At 37.3% G+C, this 23137-nt stretch carries 18 protein-coding genes; 10 read left to right on the top strand and 8 right to left on the bottom strand.

Annotation, left to right across the window (positions count from 1 at the left end):
* Positions 1-238 precede the first annotated feature (238 nt).
* Positions 239-1252, bottom strand: a complete 1014-nt coding sequence (locus AW17_RS01820) for a glycosyltransferase family 2 protein (protein ID WP_029274385.1) — start codon at positions 1250-1252, stop codon at positions 239-241.
* Between the two features lie 5 nt (positions 1253-1257).
* Entirely contained in the window at positions 1258-2130 is an 873-nt protein-coding gene (locus AW17_RS01815) for a lysophospholipid acyltransferase family protein (protein WP_029274384.1), read from the bottom strand.
* A 39-nt stretch (positions 2131-2169) separates the two neighbouring features.
* On the opposite strand from AW17_RS01815, the gene AW17_RS01810 reads away from it, so the two are divergent.
* The 5 genes from AW17_RS01810 to bioB all read left to right on the top strand — a co-directional run bounded on the left by AW17_RS01810 (position 2170) and on the right by bioB (position 6984).
* Positions 2170-2781, top strand: a complete 612-nt coding sequence (locus AW17_RS01810; protein WP_029274383.1) for a WbqC family protein — start codon at positions 2170-2172, stop codon at positions 2779-2781.
* Positions 2782-2783: 2 nt separating this feature from the next.
* On the top strand, positions 2784-3905 hold the full coding sequence (gene corA / locus AW17_RS01805; protein ID WP_029274382.1) for a magnesium/cobalt transporter CorA: 1122 nt from the start codon (positions 2784-2786) through the stop codon (positions 3903-3905).
* 267 nt (positions 3906-4172) lie between these two features.
* Positions 4173-4427 (top strand): type II toxin-antitoxin system ParD family antitoxin, encoded by a 255-nt coding sequence (locus AW17_RS01800; RefSeq protein ID WP_029274381.1) that lies wholly within the window; start codon positions 4173-4175, stop codon positions 4425-4427.
* Positions 4428-4521: 94 nt separating this feature from the next.
* Positions 4522-5871: a magnesium transporter gene (gene mgtE / locus AW17_RS01795; RefSeq protein ID WP_029274380.1), complete on the top strand. Its 1350-nt coding sequence runs from the start codon at positions 4522-4524 to the stop codon at positions 5869-5871.
* 111 nt (positions 5872-5982) lie between these two features.
* The gene (bioB, locus tag AW17_RS01790) at positions 5983-6984 is read left to right on the top strand and encodes a biotin synthase BioB (protein ID WP_029274379.1); all 1002 of its coding nucleotides are present in this window, start codon (positions 5983-5985) and stop codon (positions 6982-6984) included.
* Positions 6985-7425: 441 nt separating this feature from the next.
* Here bioB and AW17_RS01785 read toward each other — a convergent pair whose 3' ends face one another.
* Both AW17_RS01785 and AW17_RS01780 read right to left on the bottom strand, forming a co-directional pair.
* Entirely contained in the window at positions 7426-7836 is a 411-nt protein-coding gene (locus AW17_RS01785) for an organic hydroperoxide resistance protein (RefSeq protein ID WP_029274378.1), read from the bottom strand.
* 119 nt (positions 7837-7955) lie between these two features.
* Positions 7956-10115 carry an FUSC family protein gene (locus AW17_RS01780; protein WP_029274377.1) on the bottom strand — a complete coding sequence of 720 codons (2160 nt, stop codon included), beginning with the start codon at positions 10113-10115 and terminating at the stop codon, positions 7956-7958.
* A 755-nt stretch (positions 10116-10870) separates the two neighbouring features.
* On the opposite strand from AW17_RS01780, the gene AW17_RS01775 reads away from it, so the two are divergent.
* Positions 10871-12223 (top strand): PhoH family protein, encoded by a 1353-nt coding sequence (locus AW17_RS01775; protein ID WP_029274376.1) that lies wholly within the window; start codon positions 10871-10873, stop codon positions 12221-12223.
* A 140-nt stretch (positions 12224-12363) separates the two neighbouring features.
* Here AW17_RS01775 and AW17_RS01770 read toward each other — a convergent pair whose 3' ends face one another.
* Entirely contained in the window at positions 12364-13575 is a 1212-nt protein-coding gene (locus AW17_RS01770; RefSeq protein ID WP_029274375.1) for a TCR/Tet family MFS transporter, read from the bottom strand.
* A gap of 447 nt (positions 13576-14022) precedes the next feature.
* On the opposite strand from AW17_RS01770, the gene gyrA reads away from it, so the two are divergent.
* The 3 genes from gyrA (at position 14023) to AW17_RS01755 (ending at position 18974) form a co-directional block, all read left to right on the top strand.
* Entirely contained in the window at positions 14023-16614 is a 2592-nt protein-coding gene (gene gyrA / locus AW17_RS01765) for a DNA gyrase subunit A (protein ID WP_029274374.1), read from the top strand.
* Between the two features lie 26 nt (positions 16615-16640).
* On the top strand, positions 16641-17729 hold the full coding sequence (locus AW17_RS01760) for a tetratricopeptide repeat protein (RefSeq protein ID WP_029274373.1): 1089 nt from the start codon (positions 16641-16643) through the stop codon (positions 17727-17729).
* 99 nt (positions 17730-17828) lie between these two features.
* The gene (locus AW17_RS01755) at positions 17829-18974 is read left to right on the top strand and encodes a tetratricopeptide repeat protein (RefSeq protein ID WP_029274372.1); all 1146 of its coding nucleotides are present in this window, start codon (positions 17829-17831) and stop codon (positions 18972-18974) included.
* A gap of 499 nt (positions 18975-19473) precedes the next feature.
* Here AW17_RS01755 and AW17_RS01750 read toward each other — a convergent pair whose 3' ends face one another.
* The gene (locus AW17_RS01750; protein WP_029274371.1) at positions 19474-20880 is read right to left on the bottom strand and encodes a M60 family metallopeptidase; all 1407 of its coding nucleotides are present in this window, start codon (positions 20878-20880) and stop codon (positions 19474-19476) included.
* A 765-nt stretch (positions 20881-21645) separates the two neighbouring features.
* Between AW17_RS01750 and AW17_RS25310 the strand changes: the two genes are divergently transcribed.
* Positions 21646-21846, top strand: a complete 201-nt coding sequence (locus AW17_RS25310; RefSeq protein ID WP_029274370.1) for a PLDc N-terminal domain-containing protein — start codon at positions 21646-21648, stop codon at positions 21844-21846.
* Between the two features lie 8 nt (positions 21847-21854).
* On the opposite strand, the gene AW17_RS01740 is transcribed toward AW17_RS25310, so the two are convergent.
* Positions 21855-22199, bottom strand: a complete 345-nt coding sequence (locus AW17_RS01740; protein ID WP_029274369.1) for a hypothetical protein — start codon at positions 22197-22199, stop codon at positions 21855-21857.
* Positions 22200-23114 (bottom strand): oxygen-dependent coproporphyrinogen oxidase, encoded by a 915-nt coding sequence (gene hemF / locus AW17_RS01735; RefSeq protein ID WP_425339084.1) that lies wholly within the window; start codon positions 23112-23114, stop codon positions 22200-22202. It lies immediately after the preceding gene.
* Between the last annotated feature and the right edge of the window lie 23 nt (positions 23115-23137).

Below are 23137 nucleotides of genomic sequence, written 5' to 3'. Positions count from 1 at the left end.
TTTAAAGGGGCCAAGAGATGGAAGAACTTCGCAAGTTTTAGTTTGATTTACTCCTAGTACCACTGTCAGATGGTAACATCAGACAGCACTCAAATTCTGATATTAATTCTGTCAGATGGCAACATCTGACAGCACTTCAATTAAAGTTAAAAAAGATTGGTCGTTATTCCCGTGCAGACGGAATCTTAAAGTTCATGCAATACGATTCCCGATCGAGCTTGGAATGACTATTCGCAATTTACTTTAAGTTCGAAAAATATTTAATTTTCTTAATAAAAAACGCCCATACAACGCTGTTGTTATATACTCCAGCATGTTCGCTATATGCTTTTTGAACGGCTTTCCGCTTTTTGTTCGTTTTTGAAATCGATTTAAGAAAATGCCAGTGGCCTTTGCTCACCGCTATTGTAAATTTAGATTTCCCGGTAAGCAAAAAGTGCCACCACGCAATAAAATCAATAAACATCCTGATTGTAATTCGGAAAACGGCATCACCTGCAGGTAGGTTTTTCTGCATGATGATGAGGTTGTTTCTGAAATTAAGATAAGTTTTAAAAGGATTCTCTGTCTGCAAAGTTCCGCCGCCTACATGGTAAACTTCGGCGTCCGGACAGTACATTATTTTATAATTCAGGTTCTTTAAACGCCAGCACAGATCTATCTCCTCCATATGAGCAAAAAGATCGGCATCTAAACCGCCCGCTTCTCGCCAACATTTACTTTTAATAAAAAATGCAGCTCCGCTGGCCCAAAAAACTTCCGTTTTATCATTGTACTGGTCATTGTCAAACTCATACACATTAAACAGTCTGCCACGGCAGAAAGGAAAAGAATAGATGTCCAGATAACCTCCGGCAGCACCCGCATACTCGAATTGTTTCTTGTTTAGCTGCCATTTAATTTTAGGTTGTGCTACCGCAATCTGTGCATCGCTTTCCATTAAATCAATTACCGGCTTTATCCAATTAGGGCTTACCTCTACATCCGAATTGAGCAGAATAAAATAATCGGCCTCAACACGTTCTAAAACCTTGTTATAGCCCCCAGCAAAACCGTAATTCTGGTCGTTCTGGATAATTTTAACGCTAGGAAAGTTTTCTTGTAAAAACAAAACTGAATCATCGGTGGAAGCATTATCGCCCACAACAATTTGCAGATTATCATACTCAGAAAGCAAAATTCCGGGTAAAAACTGCTGTAAATATGCTTTTCCATTCCAGTTTAAAATTACAACGGCTACTGATGGGTTCATTCTTTTTATTCGGGTTTAAATTTCCAGCGTTTATGGCTCCAAAGCCAATATTGAGGCTGTTCTTTGATAATATTTTCTAAAAACTTAAAGTACAGATTCGTAATCGCAAACTCATCCACGTTAGCCGGATCGAGGCACATGGGCAAAACTTCTACATGATAATAACCTTTTTTTACTACGTTAACTTTAAAATAGTATATCGGTCTTTGAGTAGATTTTGCAATTTTTTCTACACCTAAAAGTGCGGCAGTAGGCTGGTGAAGAAAATCTACATAATATTTGGTTTCTTCTCTGGTTGGCGATTGGTCGCTTGCAAAACATAAAAGCGTAGGTTCATTTTTATAAGCGGCTATCCCACGTAAAGTTTGCCGCATGGCAATGAAAACATTTCCATATTTTGTTCGCATACAATCAAACCAGGTTTCAAAAATTTTATTTTTGATGGGTTTAAAAATTACCATGGTTTTGGCAGAAATACTAAGTCCCAAAGCTAAAGTGCCCAATTCCCAGTTACCATAATGGCCTGTACAAGCCAATATACTTTTTCCTGCCGCAAAATGGGTTTCGAGCTGCTCCAGTCCTGTAAACTTTACCCTTTTTAGCGTTTCAGCTTTTGAAATGCTGCTCATTTTAATAATTTCGAAAATAAGTTCAGCTAAATACAGGAAGAATTTTTTCTCAATAGCCTTAATTTCTACTGGAGATTTTTCGGGAAAAGAGTGGGTTAAATTCTGCCTGACAACTTTTTTTCTATAGCCTATTACGTAATAAAGCAGATAATATAGTAATCTTGCAAAAAAAAAGAGCAAAGATAAAGGCAGCAGCGATAACAGGTATAAAAAAAATACGCCAACGTGCGCAATCCCTCTTTTAATCATTATTTTTAAAACGTTTCAACTACAAACATAAATTTTCAAATGCAGAATACAGCTATACTTCCATTATTTTATCTTCCACCCGTAGGCTATTTTAGTTTATTACAAAAGCTGGAGGTAGATTTTTTAATCGAAAAACATGAACATTTAGCGAAGCAAACTTACCGCAACAGGGCCAGTATTTATTCTCCAAACGGAAAACTCGATATTACCGTTCCTGTGGTTAAAGGTTCAAAAACACACACGCAAATGAAAGATGTGCGGATTAGTTATGACTTTAAATGGCAACGTTTACATTGGTTGAGCTTAGAAAGTTGCTATAGAAGTTCGGCCTATTTTGAGTTTTACGAAGATGAACTTTCACAGTTTTATAATCAAAAATTTGAATTTCTTTTCGATTATAACCTCGAATTGGTAGAATGGCTCTCCAAAAAGTTAAAGCTCAATAAAAGCTTCGGAGTTACCACCGAATATTTTGATGATATTGCTCCTGAGCTTGATTTTCGTACCATTATGAATCCTAAAAAGGAGGACGATATTGTAAAAAATAAGCCATATTATCAGGTTTTTGAAGATAGACATCAATTTTTGCCCAACTTAAGTATTGTAGATTTGTTGTTTAACCAGGGTCCGCAAGCCCGGCTATATTTATAATTATGGGAAAAAACAAGCCGCGTAACCGCCATAAGCACTATAAAGTTCCAGCCCCAGGTACCAGCCCGGGTTTATACACTATTGATGAAGATGCATTAAAGCCAATTATTGTACTTCATATTTATAACGATAAAAGTTATAAAAAAGTGGAATTGGAGAATATCAATAACATTGATAAACTGATTGAAAATAAAGATTTCTGCTATTGGTTTGACATTAAAGGATTAGCAGATCCGAATATATTCGAAACGCTTTATTCAAAATTAGGTATCAGCAGGCTTGTATTAGAAGATATTACCAGTTCTTACCAGCGCCCCAAGCTGGATGAATATGATAATGACAAGTATATTTTTGCAGTGAGCAGGCATCTGTTTTTAAATGAGGAGAATACTTTAAATAATGATCAGGTTTCTTTCATCCTGTCAGAACGTACATTGATTACCTTTCAGGAAACTTATGCCGATTGTTTTGAGCCCGTTAGGAAACGTTTGGAAATAGGGAAGGGAAACATTCGTATAGGTGGTATTAGCTACCTGATGTATGCCATTATGGATGTGATAGTGGATAATTATTTTTCCTTATTAAATTTTTGGGGCGAAGAACTGGATGCTATTGAAGACCGTTTATATGATCATCCTGACAGGAGAATCATGTACGATACACAGGCGATTAAAAGGTCGTTAATCATGATCCGAAAAGTAGCCTGGCCGGAGCGTGATAAACTGAATGATATTATCCGTACCGATAGTCCGTTAATATCAGATCTCACCAAAACCTACATGAAGGATGCGTACGATCATTGTATCCAGATCATTGATTTTATCGAATCATTAAAAGAGATTGCTTCAGCCAATATTGATATGAATTTATCCATTATCAGTAACCGGATGAACGAAATCATGAAGGTTTTGACCATCATTTCTTCCATATTTATTCCATTAACCTTTATTGCAGGTATTTACGGAATGAATTTTAGTCGGGAAGACCCTACAACCGGAAAGATACTAAAAGACAATATGCCCGAATTATACGCCGAACATGGTTATTTGTACACCTGGATTGTAATGGCTGTAATTGCGGTTTTGCAAGTGATTTATTTTTGGCGTAAAGGTTGGTTTAAATAGTGTTAACATTCAGACTAATACTGCCTTTAAGATATAGAGAAGATTTTAATTTATAATCGTCACCCTGACCTGTAGCAAAGCGGAAAGCTACGAAGTAAATTTATTTCAGGGTCTATTTTATAAGAAAGATGCTGAAACAAGTTCAGCATGACGATCGCATCAAGAAAAGAGTTATTTTTATTGGATTAAACGTCAGTTTAAACGGGATTTTACTTTTAGAATGTACCAATTTTTGGTAACTTTAAGAGTTAGATTAAAATTGATACAATGGGAAGAAATACATCTGTTGTTTTAGGACATCATTTTGAAAAATTTGTTGGTAAAAAGATATCTGAAGGAAGGTTTAAAAATGCAAGCGAAGTTATCCGTGCAGGATTAAGATTGTTGGAAGATGAAGAAAATAAAATCGAAATTTTGAGAGAGGCACTTAAAGTTGGAATTGATGGTGGGATGGTTGAAGACTTTGATCCAAAAAAACACCTTGAAATGTTAAAGAAAAAAAATACAGGCAACAACGACTAAATTCTACTAATAAGTTTGAAAAGATTAGACAGAATTTTAATAAAAATCAATTTTTAATATTTGTAGCTTTAGGGCGTTTTTGGTTAGGTTATAGATGCAGTCATTCGAAATAGATAAAAGCGACGTACTCAAGGTTAAAAATGCAATTTTAGCTGGTGATGAAACTTTAAAAGTAGTTTTAGAGGAGTATCATGCCTCAGAAATCGCGATTTTGTTTGAGCGTTTAGATAAATCTGAACAGCGGCATATTATCAACCTGCTTCCAGCAGAAATAGCTTCTGAGATTATTTCTGAGATGGATGAAGAATCCCATCCGGAAGATTTACTTTTTGAGCTCCATCCCAATAAACGTACGGAGATTGTTGAAGAACTGGATTATGATGATGCGACCGACATCATTTCCCAACTGGAGGATCATGAGCAGAAAGAGATCTTAGAAGACCTTACCGAAGATCATGCCTCAGAAATCCGGAACCTTTTAACTTACGACGAAAAAACTGCGGGTGGTTTGATGAATACGGAGCTGATCTGTGTAAACATCAACCTCACTAAAAAAGATGCAATCGACGAGATCATCCGGCAGAGTGAAGAAATGGAGGAGTTTTACACCATTTATGTGGTGGATGATGAGGAGATTTTTAAAGGTATTGTTTCGTTAAAAGACATTATTAAAGCAAAACACAATGCCAAAATAACCGAATTGGTTAAAATAGATGCAGTTTATGTGCATCCCGATACCGATCAGGAAGAAGTGGCGAACCTAATTTCACAATATAACTTAACCAGTATTCCAGTAATAGATGATCACCAAAAATTACTCGGTAGGGTAACATTCGATGATGTGATCGATGTAATGGAGGCTGAAAGTACCGAAGATATCTTGAAAATTTCGGGGGTATCAGAAGATGAAGAATTGAGCGGTAACTGGGTAGAAGCGGTAAAATCGCGTTTGCCATGGTTAATCATCAACCTCGGTACAGCATTTTTAGCTTCATCTGTAGTACGTTATTTTGATCCAACCATTAAGTTAATTCCTTCCTTAGCGGCCTACATGACCATTATTGCGGGGATGGGTGGAAATGCAGCTACCCAGGCACTTGCCGTAACCGTAAGGCGTATTTCACTTTATGACTTGACTGATAAACAGGCCTATCGTACCGTTTTAAAAGAATTTACCGTAGGCTTAATAAATGGTGCATCCAATGGATTAATCGTATTTATTTTTGCTTACTTTTTTGATGGAAACCCAATGCTTGGATTGGTTATCTTCCTGGCTATGACGGGCAACCTGGTAATTGCAGGCATCACGGGCGCTGGTATTCCGTTAATTTTAAAACGGGTAGGTATCGATCCTGCCATTGCATCATCTATAATTATTACTACTTTTACCGACGTTTTTGGTTTCCTATTAATTTTAGGATTGGCCAGCAAACTTTTACTATAATCAGGATTTACTTGATTTTAGGATTTCAAGATTTAAAACTTGCAAAACTAAATTGAGCGCCTGTTAATTTAACTTAGACTACAAACTTTAAATCTGTAAAATCTGATCCCGATGCAAAAAACAAGACACGATTGGACAAAAGAAGAAATACAAGAAATTTATAACAGACCATTTTTAGATCTGGTTTACGAAGCCGCAAGTATCCACAGGGAAAATAAAGATTACAATGAAGTTCAGGTAAGTTCATTAATCTCAATCAAAACCGGAGGTTGTGCTGAAGACTGTTCATATTGCCCACAGGCAGCCCGCTACCATACCGAATTAGAAGTTCAGCCATTGATGCAGGTTAGCCAGGTGGTTAGCGCCGCAGTTAAGGCAAAAGAGGGGGGCGCATCACGTTTATGTATGGGAGCAGCATGGCGCGAAGTACGGGATAACCGCGATTTTGACCGTGTAATTGAAATGGTGAAAGCCGTGAATGATATGGATATGGAAGTTTGCTGTACTTTAGGCATGCTTACCGAAAACCAGGCACAACGTTTAGCTGATGCTGGCTTATATGCATATAACCATAACATCGATACCTCTGAAGATGATTACAAACGTATTATTTCGACCAGAACTTATGATGATCGCTTAAATACCATTAAAAATGTTCGTAAAGCCAAATTAACAGTATGTAGTGGTGGTATTATCGGTTTAGGTGAAACGGTAGAAGACCGTGTTTCAATGTTGCAGACTTTATCAAACATGGAAAAACATCCTGAATCAGTTCCCGTTAATGCTTTAGTGCCCGTAAAAGGTACTCCTTTGGAAAATCAGCCCCGTGTTCCAATCTGGGATATGGTAAGAATGATTGCTACAGCACGAATCGTAATGCCAAACTCGGTGGTGCGTTTATCAGCCGGTAGAAACGAAATGAGCACATTAGAACAGGCTTTTTGCTTTATGGCAGGGGCAAGTTCTATTTTTGCAGGCGATAAATTATTAACCACACCAAATCCTGCATTTGTTGATGATATGGCCATGTTTGAATTGTTGGGACTAAAAACCCGCGACGCCTTTAAAAATGGCAGGCCAGCAAACACGAAAGTTGAACAGGAAGCTGTTTAATCAAAAAATATAAACCGATATCCGTGATGTCGGTATCCGTGGTGTCGGTTGTTTCCAACTGACACAAAGATAGATTATAAACAAAAAGTCCCGACTAAATTGGGACTTTCTTTTTTCAGTGGTGTCAGATATTTCTATCTGATACCAAGTTGAATCCTATTTGTAAATCTGTTTGAACAGTCAGATGGTAACATCTGACATCACGGTAAAAATCGGGATTTTTTTTTAGCGGTATCAGGTATTTCTATCTGATACCAAGTTGAATCCTATTTGTAAATCTGTTTGAACAGTCAGATGGTAACATCTGACATCACGGTAAAAATCGGGTTTTTTTTTTTAGCGGTATCAGGTATTTCTATCTGACACCGAGTTGAATCCTATTTGTAAATCTGCTTGAACAGTCAGATGGTAACATCTGACATCACGGTATCTGGCTTCACCTTAAACTGCGGTTACCCTTACCTCAATATTTCCTCTGGTTGCTTTAGAATACGGACATGCCCTATGCGCTTTATCAGCCAAGGCCTGTGCTTCCTCATGCGAAATCCCTGGAATATGTACATCCAGGTCTGCAGAGAGAACAAATGCATTACCATCTTTATTAAAAGAAACCAATACTTTTATATTTGCTTCACTAATATCAACACCTTCTCGCTCCGCTACACCGCCTAAGGCTCCCAAATAACATGGCCCCCAGGCAGCAGCAAACAATTCTTCTGGGTTTGTGGCACCTCCTTGCCCGCCAAGTTCTTTTGGCTTTCTTAAATCAAAATCTAAAATCCCATCACTTGATTTGATGTGTCCGTCTCTTCCTCCTGTAGCTGTAACTTCAGCCGTATATAGCTTTTCCATAATGTTTTCTTAATATGGATACTTAACAATTTTTAGTGGCCTTTGTTTTTAATACAAGGTATTTGATAGTTTAAACCTTGAACTAATATAACATGATTACTTGCGTAATAAAATTCGATCTAAATCTTGATTTTCACTGATAGCTTATAAATATCGTAAGCTACCTTCTGGATGAGGTCGAATTGCTCGGGAACCAAATCTTCTCCTTTTTTAATGGCTAAACCGTTATCATTTAGCCTGATCAACGGTACATTCTCAATTGTGCTGGCGCCTTTTTCCAGATTTTCAATAGACATATCCAATAAATAATTGGTATTGTTGGCAATAGGCTTCAAGGAATCGAAACTTTCGAAGATAAATTGATGTTCCTTATTGTAGAGCGAAAGTGTTGCAACATAAGAAGACAATAAATGGCTGAGCGCTGTAAACTGATGTACTTCTTTAATAAACAACTGTTTGCTTTTTGGTTCAGAAAACATTCTTTGAAACAGGGAAGCCAAGTTTGCCGTACTTACATAAACTTCTTTCCGGGCCAGTTTATATTCCGTTCTATTGTAGTTTTTCTCAAAATACAATTTAATCACCTGTCCATAATAAGCCTTATTAGCCTTTAAAATATCGAGCATGGCCTCTTTGAGTTTTTCATGCTCCCAAGTCGGGAATAAAGAATAACTGGCCAATAGCGCAATACCAGAGCCTATAAAAGTATCATAAATCCTTTCGCGTGCCAGCGCTATCGATCCCATACCCAGAAAATCAAATAGGATTAAGATGTATGGTGTCATAAAGAGCACACTCACTACGTAATTTTTCCTTTGGAAACTATAACAGCCAATCATGCAGATTAATAGGATCACAAATAAAGTATTCCGATCGTGGATATAAGTAATCACCCCCATACCAATGAACGCCCCAATCGTGGTGCCGATTAAACGTTGATAATTACGTTCTTTGGTTAAACTAAATCCCGGTTTCGAAATTACCAGAATGGTAAGGAGAATCCAGTAGCTATGTGAGAAATTGAGAATCTGAGCCACAATAAACCCCAAAAGCATCACCACAGTAACCCGTAACGAATGCCTGAAAGTAGAAGAAGTATAGGTTAAATTCTCTGTAAACAGTTTAAAATCGAATTTTTGCCTGGTGATAAATTTCTCTGTATCTACCTCAGCTTGTCTAATATCTTTGCTGTTTCTGATTTTAAAATAGCTGAAAATAGTTTTAACCCTTGATAGTATATTTTCGATGTTCACCTCAATATTTTTCAGGGCAATTATGCCTAAGGTATTGTATTCCTGATTTTGATTGTTCTTTTCCAGGTTATTGATTTTGATCTTTAACCTTTCAATCTCAATCAATAAACGTTTTGAAACAACGGGTATTCCACCACTTTTTAAGGCGAAAGCAATATCATCAAGGGCATACGAAATCCGCTTAATGGCCATTTCATAATCTGATAATATACCTGCTTTATCAAACTGATCGTGCAAATGCTGGTAATTATAATAGGTAGACATTACCTGCTCGAAAAGATCGACCATATCTACAAATACCAGCAACAAAAATCTGCCCTTAGGAGTAGAATCTCTTACAATTTCGCGGGTTCTAAAAAGCAATTCTCTTACCGCATCCTGTTTTTCATGAACAGAAACCTGAAGCTGCAACAGATCTGAATAGGTTTTATCGTAATTGTTATTTTGATGATAGAACTTGGCTTTTTCGCGTAGAAACTCTGCAACTTCCAAGATAGAATCGCTTAACGATTGCTGCACCAAACGGAAGGGGCGTAAGCGGTACACAAAATAACTTAAGCCAGTATACCAAAGGCTACCTACCAGGATCATAACCGCATGTAGCAATACTTCTTGCCATGGGCGTACATCATCAATGCTTAATACCATAATCAGTAAAACCGCGGTACCAACCGATGCAGCTCTAATACCGTAGATGTAAAACATCGAAAATACAAAACTGGATACAGCCAATAAAAAGCCAATAAAATAATGATTCTTGTTGGTTAACCCCGTTATGATAGAGAAGGTAAAGATGAGCGCAGTAGTAATCAGCATTGCATTTCTTCGGTGCACCATTGGCCCCGGACTATCTACCACACTTACACATAAAGCGCCTAGTGATAAAGTCATACCGTACTTTAACATGCCAAACTGGGCAAGAATTAAAGAGGGGAGCAGTACACCAATGGTGATGCGGAGACCGTCGGCAAAATACGTACTCAATAAAAAGTCTTGTATATTTCTAATAGGTTGCCTAATCTGCATGATACAAAAATAACATAATAGCGAAGTTTTTTGTTGCGATTAAAATTAAGTTTTTTGCTTTTTTTAAACTTTTAAGCAGAAAATGGGTAATGGTTTGATTAACAAAATATTACGAATTGTTTATAAGTGTGATTTTAGCAATGTTGATAACCTAATCGAAAACCCATAAAAAGCACTCAAAAACGACATTTTCAAAACAATAAACTGTTGATAAACAGTAATTTTAAGTGGATAACTTTGTGTATAAAAACGCTCATTTTTCTCTTGACAAATGCGTGTTTTCCTACTAAATTAGATCATATCAAATACGAAGTACTTTGAATTCTGATAAAACAATCCAAAAGAGATAAAGAACCGAAAGGGGAATTGTTTCGGAGTGTTTACAGGGAAAACGATTAATTTCAGAAAGGGTTAAACCGAGTAAGGATATATATACCATCGCAAGATTGGATCATAAGAAAATCGCACAGGCCCAAACAGAGATTATTGAAAACTAGGAAGTTTACGGACGGAGGAGTTGGAAATAAATTTTCACGAATCGCAAAAGTTGCAAAACCTAACGATAACGGAAAAATCAAAGTAACAAGAATTAGATGCTTTAAAATGCGACTACGGTTGTTTTTAAAGTTAAAACGGGGAACTGAATCGAAAGAAGAGGAACCCCGTTTTTATTTTGCCTTAAATTTTGATCTTTCGATCAAAAAAAGAATAGCGAATCTTTCCGCATATTATCCCTAAAATATTAAATTTACCAAATGGCCAAAAAAGGTAAATCAATCTCCAATCCGTCAAAAAAGATATTCGTTTTAGATACCTCGGTTATTTTGTACGATCATGATGCGATAAATAACTTCCACGAGCACGATGTAGCTATTCCCATTCAGGTTTTAGAAGAGCTCGATAATTTTAAAAGCGGTAACGATACCCGGAATTTTGAGGCCAGAAGTTTTATCCGCCTTATTGATGAAACTTCAAAACAAAAACTCATCAGCGATTGGATTTCGTTAAAAAGCCCTGATTCAGGAAAATTTAAGGTAGTTTTAAATGAAAAGCCTTTAACTATAAATGCGGAAGAAGTGTATGGAAAAGGCAAAACAGACCATAAGATTTTAAATGCAGCATTAAGTTTAAAAGAAGAATATCCCGATAAGAAAGTAGTACTGGTATCGAAAGACATCTGCCTGAGGTTAAAAGCAAAAGCTTTGGATTTAAATGCAGAAGATTACGAAACTGGTAAAATTAAAAATGTAGATGAGCTTTATGCCGGAAAGACCGAAATAGCCAACTTTCTGGTGGAAATTATAGATGAAATAAAAAAACAACCTTTTATTGATGCGAATGAGGTAGAACTGCCACCTAAAAATGGCAATCACTTTTATATTTTAAGGAATAAGAGAAAAACAGCAAATGTATTTTATAACAACAGTTTAAAAACAATTTCAGCAGTTTCTACTGATCCTATATTTAAAATCAAACCTAAAAATATTGAACAGGCATTTGCCATTCATGCGCTTTTAGATCCTGAAATTAAGCTGGTGAGCATACAAGGGAATGCCGGAACAGGTAAAACGCTATTGGCTTTGGCAAGCGCTTTAGAACAGCGTAAAAACTTTAGGCAGATTTATGTAACGCGACCGATTGTTTCCCTGAGCAATAAAGACATCGGTTTCTTACCAGGCGATGCAAAATCGAAAACTGATCCTTTTATGGCGCCAATTTGGGATAATCTGCGGTTTATTAAAGAGCAGTTTATCGGCGATGATAAAATGTCTGAGAAGATTGATGAACTGATTGTAACCGAAAAAATAGCGATTGCGCCATTGGCTTTTATCCGGGGAAGAACCCTCACCAAAATTTTCTTTATTATTGATGAGGCACAGAATTTAACACCCCATGAAGTGAAAACGATAATTTCGAGGGCGGGCGAACATACCAAAATAGTTTTCACAGGCGATATTTACCAGATTGATACGCCATACCTAGATTCTGAAAGTAATGGTTTATCGTACCTGATCGAAAATGCTAAGAACCATCCGCTTTACGCGCACATAACGCTACATAAAGGCGAGAGGAGTGAGTTGGCTAATTTGGCTAATGAGTTGTTGTAAGTGCCGAACATTTCCCGCAGATTTCGCAGAAAAGGGCCACAGATTTAAATCGATTTGATAGCTTTTCGATTAGCACATTAATAGTACATTTCAATATCTGTTTGATCTGCGTTTATTATCTTTTTAGATCTGCGGGAAACCTAATGGTATTTCTTCAAGCTCCTTAAACAGATAAACAATCCAATTAAAGTTAATACTGCGCTCAATATAAACGGTGCACCTGGAAAATAAACCGGAGCCTTGCCTTCGATAAAATAAGCAAATATATGTGTCATTACCCAAGGGGCAAATATGGCAGCTAAACTTTGTAAACCTGTTAAAACACCCTGCATTTCGCCTTGTGCATTCGAAGGTACCTGATTCGAGATTAAGCCCTGCATGGCCGGTCCGCAGATTCCGGCTAAACCATAAGGAAGCATAAAAGCAAACATCATCCAGCCCTTGCTTGCAAAAGCAAAAGCTATGAAGCCTATGATGTATAAAATGAGACCAAAGTAAACCGCTTTCTTTTCTCCGATTTTGGGAAGGATCACCCTTATTAAACCACCTTGAACAAGGCCCACAACCAAACCCACAAAACCTAATGAATAACCTACCCATGCAGCATCCCATTTAAATTTCTCCATGGTATAGAATGTCCAGTTGGATTGAACAGCGTGACTGGCAAAGTATAATAAGAATAAGGTAGCCATTAAGCCCAATAATGCAGGGTATTTGCCAACGCTTAACAATGAACCGATTGGATTTGCCCTTTTCCAGTCAAAAGCCCTGCGTTTTTCAACAGGTAAAGATTCTGGCAGTATAAAATAACCGTAAAGCCAGTTAATTAAAGATAAACCTGCAGCAATCATAAAAGGAACCCGGGTACCAAAATGGCTGAAAGCCCCACCTAAAACCGGACCTAAGATAAACCCAACACCAAATGCTGCACCAACCAGACCGAAGTTTTGCGCTCTTTTTTCTGGAGGAGAAACATCGGCAATGTATGCCTGTGCGGTTGTAAAACTTGCACCTGTTATCCCTGCAATAATCCTTCCTACAAATAGCCAAACAATAGAAGGGGCGAAGGCTAAAAAGATGTAATCGATACCTAAACCGAACAAAGAGCTTAATAATACCGGTCTTCGGCCGTATCGATCACTCATTGCACCAATAATTGGAGAGCATATAAATTGTACTGATGCATATGCAAGGGTGAGCCAGCCACCATATTCTGCCGCTAAACCGAAGCCACCGCCAGTGAAATCCTGAATAAGTTTTGGTAAAACCGGAATGATCAGCCCAAAACCTGTAAAATCGATCAGGAGGGTAACCATAATAAAACTCATTGCAGATTTCTTTCCGTTTGCCATTATATGTTATTTGAAACGCAAAAGTATCAGAATTAGTTAAGATTGTAAATTTTAGTTCTCTACAAACTCAATTACAAACCCAGTAGGTTTTTGAAACCTGCGAGGTTTAGATCCGAATATGAAATACTGTCCGCTGTTTATAAACCTGATATAGCGGAAAGCCCACAATGAGGTACGAATGAGGACTTGCAGCGATAGCAGGACTGCAGACCGCCACTGAAATAGAACCTCACATTTACAAAAAAAACTTACAACCCATTTTTTTTGTAAATGCAGTAAACTCGTTAAACTAGCCCTCAATAAATTTAAATCCCATCGGGAATAAAAAACCTATAGCAAAGGTCAAAACTTTTCCACAATGCCTTAATTCGGCTAAATTTTGTTAAATTCGCAAGGTTATAGTAATACCCTTTTTAATATCGTTTTAAGTAGCGAGAATAATAATTTATGGCAGAAGATTTAGAAAATCAGCAGAACGACAAAATCATTCAAATTAATATAGAGGAGCAGATGAAATCGGCCTACATTGATTACTCAATGTCGGTAATCGTATCGAGGGCTTTGCCTGATGTACGTGATGGATTGAAACCGGTACACCGCCGTGTTTTATATGGTATGCTTGATCTTGGTGTAACCAGTAATAAACCACATAAAAAATCTGCCCGTATTGTAGGGGAGGTTCTAGGTAAGTATCACCCGCATGGTGATGCATCTGTATACTTTACTATGGTTCGTATGGCTCAGGATTGGAGCTTACGTTATCCAATGGTTGATGGACAAGGAAACTTTGGTCACATTGATGGTGACTCTCCGGCTGCAATGCGTTATACTGAGGCACGTTTTTCGAAAATAGCCGAAGAAATGCTTGCCGATATCAATAAAGATACTGTAGATTTTCAGTTAAACTTTGATGATACCTTACAAGAACCAACCGTTTTACCTGCAAAAATCCCGAACTTATTGGTTAACGGATCTTCTGGTATTGCGGTAGGTATGGCCACTAATATGGCACCTCACAACTTAACCGAAGTAATTGATGGCGTGGTAAGCTATATCGATAATAGAGATATTACGATCGAGGAATTGATGAAGTTTGTAAAAGCTCCGGATTTCCCTACCGGTGGTATTATTTATGGTTATACAGGGGTAAAAGAAGCTTTCGAAACAGGTCGTGGCCGTATTGTAATGCGTGCAAAAGCCGAAATCGAGAATATTAAAGACCGCGAGGTAATTATTGTTACCGAAATTCCTTACCAGGTTAATAAAGCACAGATGATTGAGCGTACTGCTGAATTGGTTGGTGAGAAAAAACTTGAAGGTATTTCGAACATTAAAGATGAATCTAACAAAGATGGTATCCGCATCGTTTACGAAATTAAACGTGATGCAAATGCTTCTATCGTTTTAAACAACCTATATAAGTATACTGCATTACAAACTTCTTTCAGTGTAAATAACATTGCATTGGTAAAAGGCCGTCCACAAATGTTAAATCTTAAAGATTTAATTGTGCATTTTGTGGATCACCGCCATGATGTAATTGTTCGCCGTACCCGTTACGAATTGGCAGAAGCCGAAAAACGTGCACACATTTTAGAGGGTTATTTAATTGCTTTAGATCATTTAGATGAAGTAATTAAATTAATCCGTGCTTCCGAAACCCCTGAAGATGCCCGTTTAGGCTTGATGGAAAAATTCGGACTGAGCGATCTTCAGGCACGTGCGATTTTGGATATGACGCTTCGTCGTTTAACAGGACTAGAGCGCGATAAGATCAAAGAAGAGTATGCAGAGTTGATGAAAACCATCGAGCATTTAAAATCTATCTTAGCAGATGAAGGTTTGCGTATGCAGATCATCAAAGATGAGTTAGCAGAAATCCGTCAGAAATTTGGTGATGAGCGTAGAACAACTATTGTTCACTCGGCCGAAGACATGAGCATGGAAGATTTCATCGATGATGAAGAAGTGGTAATCACCATCTCTCACGAAGGTTACGTAAAACGTACGCCGGCAACCGAATTTAGAGCACAGGGTAGAGGCGGAAAAGGATCTAAAGGCAGTAACTCAAGAAACGAAGATTTTATTGAACACATGCTTGTGGCCACAAACCACAATTATATGCTGTTCTTTACCGAAGCCGGAAGGTGTTTCTGGTTGAGGGTTTACGAAATTCCAGAAGGTTCACGAACCAGTAAAGGAAGAGCGATCCAGAATATTATCAATATCCCGAAAGAGGAAAAAATTAAAGCCTACATTAAGGTTAAAAACCTGAAAGATCAGGAATATTTAGAGAACAATTTCATCATTATGTGTACTAAAAAAGGTACCATTAAGAAAACTTCTCTTGAAGCTTATTCACGTCCACGTGTAAATGGTATTAATGCCATCAATATTAATGATGGTGATGTATTACTGGAAGCTTGTTTAACTAACGGACAAAGCGAAATTGTAATGGCATTGCGTTCTGGTAGAGCAATCCGTTTCAACGAAAGTACGGTTCGTCCGATGGGTAGAACAGCTACCGGCGTACGCGGTGTTAGGCTTGCACACGATCAGGATGAAGTTGTTGGCATGATTGCTGTAAACAATCCTGAAGTTACGGTGTTAGTAGTATCAGAAAAAGGATATGGAAAACGTACCGATATTGAAGATTACCGTGTAACTAACCGTGGCGGTAAAGGGGTAAAAACAATTAATGTTACTGAAAAAACGGGACAATTAGTTTCAATAAAAGACGTTACAGATAGCGAAGATTTGATGATCATTAACCGTTCAGGTATTGTAATCAGAATTCCGGTATCAGCATTAAGGGTAATGGGCCGTGCCACACAAGGGGTTCGTTTGATCTCATTAAAAGGTGATGACGAAATTGCGTCGGTTACTAAAATTGATCACGAAGAAGACGAAGAAGAAACAGTAGATTTAACAGATGTAGTAGTTACAGACGGTGAAGAAGTAGAAGCAGATACTACTCCTGAGGCTGATGATACTGAAGAAGAAGGTGAATCGGATAACGAAACGGAAGAAGAAAATTAACTAAAAATAAGATTAGAATAAAAATTATGAAAAGAGTATTTCTAAGTATAGTTCTAGCAGGTGCGGTAAGCTCTGCATTTGCTCAGAAAAGTGAAATAACCGCGGCAAAAAACGACTGGGGTTTATTCCAGCTAACTTCTTCAAATGCTACAACGCCATTGGCAAAAAAGCTTGAAGCGTTGGCAAAAGGCTTGGCCCATACCGACAAAGCAATTGCTGATGAAAAATCTAAAGTAATGCCTGAAGCATGGTCTTACCGCGCTTTATTCGCCTCTTCTGCAGCTATTCTGGATTCAACAAGTACAGCGAATTCCGATGCAAACCTAAAAATTGCTCAGGATGCAGTTGTTGAAGCCAAGAAACTGGATACAAAAGGGAGCGAAAAAGATAATATTAATCTAGCTGAAACCAATATTAGCAACGCAGTTAGAAATGGCGGTGTAATTGCTTACAATAAAAAAGATTACAAAACTGCTTACGCAAAATTCGTGGCAGCAACAGTAATTAATCCAAACGATACCGCTATGTATCTAAATGCGGGTATTGCGGCAAGACTTAATGAGGATTATCCAAACATGATTAGCCAATTCAAAAAAGTAATCTCTTTGAATTCTCCACAGTCTAAAGATTTATATTCTGAGATTATCACAACCACATTAGCAAAACAAAAAGATACAACAGCTGCTTTAGCCGTTATTAAAGAAGCTTCTGCTAAATTCCCTGAAAATACCGACTGGATTAAAACTGAAACCCAGATTTATATTGATAGGGGTGATGCTGCCAAATCTGAGCAAATGTTGGTTGCTTTAGCTGCAAAAGAACCAAATAATGCTAATTATCAGGTTTTATTGGGCAATATTTATTTCAGCCAGGCTTTAAAATTGCAGGCCGATAGAAATAAAATTGATGTTAAAAAAGTAAAAGAATTTAACGAGGTAACTGGTAAAATGAATGCTTTGTTAGATAAATCTCTTCCTTTTTACAAAAAAGCACTTGAAGTTGATGCTAAAAACCAAGGCGCGTTAGAAACATTAAAAACCATTTATGGTTTTAGAAACGACACCAAAAACTATGAAGATATCAAGAAACGTTTAGACGCATTGCCTAAACAATAATTTATTGATTGATCCAAAAAAAGAGCTCTGAAATTTCGGGGCTCTTTTTTTTATGTTTATTTTTATCGTTTATTACGGTTTTACCACATTATTTATATTATGCAGAATTGCCTTAAAATATCATTAACCGCTTTAATTTTCATTTCTTTTAATGCTGTAGCGCAAAAAAGTCAAATTCTTATCGCCAGAAATGCTGTTGGTAAACTACAAGCTTCAATTGCCAATAAAGAAGATGAAAAAAAACAGTTATCGATTATTACAGAAGGCTTAAAATCAATAGAATCAGCTGAGAAAGATAATAAAACTAAAAACTGGAGTGAAACCTGGTCTATTAAATCTTATCTTACTTCTTTCGCTTCATTAATTGATACGGATCCCAATAATGCGAATAAATTTTACGATTCAGCCGTTGAAGCTGTAGCAAAAGCCAAATCTTTAGATCGTTATGATGATAATGGTGGCCTTATTAAAGCCTCTAATCACAATATTCTCATCAAAAAACAGGAAAAAGGTAATGAAGCTTTTTTTAATAACGATTTTAAAGAAGCATTTGCTGATTTGAAAGAAGTATGTGATAATTTTCCTGCAGATACCACATTGGCGTTAAATACAGCAATTTGCGCATTAAATATTCAGTCTTACGACGAATCTTTAACCTATTTTAAACGTGCAAAAGAGAACGGAATCAGAAATCCTTCGGTTTTTCAGAAAATGGCGCAGATGTATGTAGTGAAATCAGAAAATGAAACCGCTATTAAAACTTTGGAGGATGGGCTTGTGCTTAATCCGTTCAATCGCTTTTTAACAAACGATTATATTAATCTATTACTTGATACCGAGAATTATAGTAAAGCTCAGGGATTAATCGAAAATAATTTAAAAGTTGAAAAAGGAAATAAGCTGCTTTATTTTCTTTATGGTTATCTGCAACAGGTTGGTGGAAATAACGCTACCGCAATTTTGGCTTATGATAAAGCTTTGTCTACTGATCAAAATTATTTTGATGCATTGTATCAGTTGAGTTTGGCTTACATCAATACAGCCAATGAAACCCTGAGCAAAAATGATGCTGATAAAACTGAAAAATATAAAGGCCTCATCAATCGTGCACAGTTTGCTTTGCAGCGCGCAAATGAAATTAATCCGAACGATAAAAAAACTGTACAGTTGCTGATCGATATCTACACTAAAAAAGGAGTCACGAACAAAGTACAAGAACTTAACCGTAAACTTCAAGAACTATAATTTTATTGAGTAATTTGTGAGAATAGGATGGTGTTAGAAAACACAACTTAACATAATATTAATTATAGGACATAATAAAGGAGAGCTCGTTTTCAAAAAGCTCCGGCTGCTGCTGCCATCCTTAACAACTCTTCTTTGCTCAGCTTTTGAAAAAACAGATCAGTAAGCTCATTTTGTTTATCCAAAAGCTTTTTTTGCAGATAAGCATTATCCACTCTTGTAATTCTTCTCCTGATAAAGTGTATATACCTAAATACATCCCATTTAAAGAATGCTGCAGTATATTATTTCAAAATTAAAAGTAATGTAAGCTCTTACAGTTTCAAAATGGCTATCTTCTACATGTGCAATGAATGGCTTCAAACCAAAAATGGGACAAAATTTCCACTTTGATTAATCGTTTCATTTAGGAATTATTATATCTGGTACAGATACGATTGCGGGCCTCAACTTATTAAGTGAGGCCCGCAATCGTGTGCCAAGCCCTTGTCTGCCGGACTTAATTAAACGTAAACACTGGGTCATCAGTTAGCGACGATGGTTCTATATCTGGTTGGCTAAGGTTGAGCTTTGTTATCTCTGTATAAGCGACCTCATCTTTAAACCCCCATTTTCGGAAAAAGGTAGTCAGATCCTTTCCAGATATATTACATGCCTTCAGCATAAAATAGCGGTATTTGCTTGCATTATCCGGTAATTTAGGTTTTTCAGCTCTTGTTTGTTTGTGCAGTTCTTGATAAAAGCCAGCACCGAAAGCTAGTTTAAGCTGAATAAGCATGGCCGACCCCCTAAATCTTTCGCCGGTAGAAATATTTTTGCCGTCCCAGATATTACTGTAGTCCCTGGAGGTATTGGGAAGATTAAAATACTCTTTGACGCGTTGCCATACCTGAAGCCATCCACCGTCGCGTGCAATCAGATTTTTAGGTAATCCCCAATCCATTCCGGTAGAAATGGCGTAGAAGTCTGCCATGATTTCTTGGTCCCAATCCCAGGCCGTCTGATGCTGATGTCCCGATTCATGTCGCTGATACCACGCGTTTTGTGCATAGGATTCGGCAAATGATGAAGTGTAGCTATATGTGGTGACATAATCCCAAGCAGCCCCTCCTGCATACACCCTGTTCACCATTAAATGAGGGATGGCTAACTTTTTGTGCAGAGGTGCGGATCCATCCAAGCCACTTATATCGTCTTCCGTATCCCAGGTTTTATCGCAGGCATCCAATATGGAGTTATTGTCCTGGGTTTTCAATATGGCGTAAGTTCGGGGTAAAACGATATTTGTTCGCTGTCCGATCAACAAGACATCGTGAACTGCTGTATCTGCCTGTTCAAATAGCTTCTGCCATTGGGCTAGGGTAGTTGTATTCTTGACGAAAACCGGGACGGTCTTGTGGCCGCTAACGAACGTTAGTTTAGCCTTGCTGGAGGACATCGGGCTACTACTATATCGTACCCAAATTATACCTCCATTTTTATTGGCCACAATTTTATTTTCTCCAGATTTTAGCTCAACGATCTGTGGGGTTACGCCTTCGTATCTTTGATATGTCCCAATTAACAATTTGGGAAGTGAGGTTCCACTAACAATTTCTGCATTAATCCTTAATGTGTCTAATGGGGCTAACAAAAAGCCTGTTGGATAAAAGTCAGAAGGAAAGCGGCGATTTAATATCCTGTCTTTCTCCGAATTGGCACTAGGCGATTCGGCAACAACCTGGATATTGCGGCCAATGGAATCAACCTGATAATACGGGTTTGTGATATCAGACCGCATCAAGCTAGCATTTTCAGTCTGAGCTGTTTTTCTTTTTGGCAAATTTTCAAATGTTGGATCATTTTTCCTGCACGCAGAAAATATGATGACAATAAGCAAAGGGTAAAGATTAAGGTTTTTCTTCATTTTAAAACTGATTTATAATTGTATTCTTTTTAGAGCAATGTTGTTATACCGCTGAACTGAAGAGTATCGTCTCTTTAAATTTTAGAGAAAAGGAGGATCCTCACGTATCGGCTTTGTTTTGGGATGGCCGCAAACAATCGTTGAGCTACATTGTGCAGCTGAAAAATATTTTTTTGCTTGGTCGACAGGCTGTGTCGCAACATTCTTTTCGCAGAAGATGACCATCACCCGCCCTCGCATAAAAGCATCGGTTTTTTCATAAACAATAATATTTAACAGTTGTGCTGTTTATATGGGATGATAGAACTAAAATAGTTATTTTATCTGAAAAAAGAAATTATGTTATTTTTTTTAGGTCAATTGCATCATGGAAACCTCGTACCCGTCAATATTCATTTACTCAGATAATTTTTACAGATCAATATGGAGATTCCGAAAAACTCAGGCTGATAAGGGACGTTTTCATTTCTGAAAACCAATCGTTGTAGTTTAAAGGGGTTTCTGATCATATAAAAGGAGGAACGCTCAACCTTAAGTTTTCGGAAAGGTTCAAATCAATTGACGAGTATCTGATTGATAGCCGCCGCTGGGAGCTGCAAGAAGAAAGTTTAAATACAATTAAAAATCTGTTGGAAATTATCGTATCCCCGAACCAACACGCCTGGCTCATAACCTAGTAAATGATTTCAGGCTTGGCAAACTAAAAGCTGGCTTTCATGAGGTGGCGCCATCTTTAACATTGTTTTAAAATGACTATATTTACGTATGAACGCTTATTTGATAATTCTCGCTATTGTCGTAATGCTTATCATGTTGATAAACATTTACGTTATTTTAGACATTTCGAAATTCCCATACAATAAGAGACGACAAAAATGGATGTGGACCAATGTGGTATTGTTCTTGCCTCTTTTTGGGTCTTTAATTTATTTTTTGGTTGGTAAAAAAATACTTGGCGAAAATTAAGTCCGAAATTAATTCAAACTACAATTCTCTAAATCACCGTCCCAATTTTCTTTTTCATTGGTTAAAATTTCTAGAGAATCTATTTTACAGTTCGTAACATCCAAGCAATAAGTTAATTCATTTTTCAGGTTTGGAGCAGTTAGTTTTGCTTCAGCACTGAGTAAACCGTTTTCAAATTCTTCTTCTTGAAATTCCTTTAGGTAGACAAAATTTATGTACAGACCTGTACCGGTTGTTTTAGTCGTTTCGATCCTTATAAAATCTAAGTGCTCAGCCAAATAGCCGAATTTTTCTGGATTATCTTTTATTATCGTTTTAAGTAGCAGACGCTCAAATTCTTTTAATTCGGTCATTTAGATCCAGTTAATTCCTTTTTTTAGTAGCTGCTGGGTGTTGTATTCATCAGAATTAATTTCCGGCTGAACATTATAGCCCCAATTAGCCTGTGGTGGTAAACTCATTAAAATAGACTCTATCCGTCCGTTGGTTTCTAACCCGAATTTTGTTCCAGAGTCGTAAACTAAATTAAATTCTACATAACGACTACGGCGCTGATATTGCCATTGTTTCTGGGCTTCTGTAAACTCTTTATCGCGGTTCCTATCAATCAATTCGGTGTAAATCGGCAAAAATGTTTCGCCAATATTAATAGAAAAATCTAAAATCTGCTCCCATGATAAATTGGTGTTTTCTGGCTTCAGTCTATCATAAAAAATACCGCCAATACCACGGGTTTCTTCACGGTGTTTAATGAAGAAATAATCATCGGCATGTGTTTTAAATTTTGGATAAAATTCAGCACTAAAGTCATCGCAAGCCTGCTTTAATTTATGGTGAAAAAAACGGGCATCGTTTTCGAACACGTAATGTGGTGTTAAATCGATACCACCGCCAAACCAGCGTGTTTCTTCATTAAGTTCGAAATAGCGGATATTCATGTGGATAATCGGAACCAGTGGATGGTTTGGATGAATTACAATTGAAACTCCGGTAGCAAAAAAATCATCTTCGCTTACATTAAAGGCTTTTTTTACAGCTTCGGGCAATTTACCATGTACTGCAGAGAAATTTACACCACCTTTTTCGATAATTGCACCATTTTGCATAATCCTGGTGCGTCCGCCTCCCCCACCGTTTCTTTCCCAAAGTTCCTCTTCAAATTTTCCTTTGCCATCGGCAATTTCCAATCCCCTGCAAATTTCATCCTGAATTTGCTTATACCGTTCCGCTACTTCTTCTTTAAACATGATGGCTCTTTCTATTTCCATACAAATTTAAAGCTATTCAGGCA

The sequence above is a fragment of the Pedobacter borealis DSM 19626 genome (assembly GCF_000708285.2).
GTDB lineage: Bacteria > Bacteroidota > Bacteroidia > Sphingobacteriales > Sphingobacteriaceae > Pedobacter > Pedobacter borealis.
Note: the sequence above shows the minus strand (reverse complement) of the source record. Positions and strands in the feature narration are given on the sequence as shown.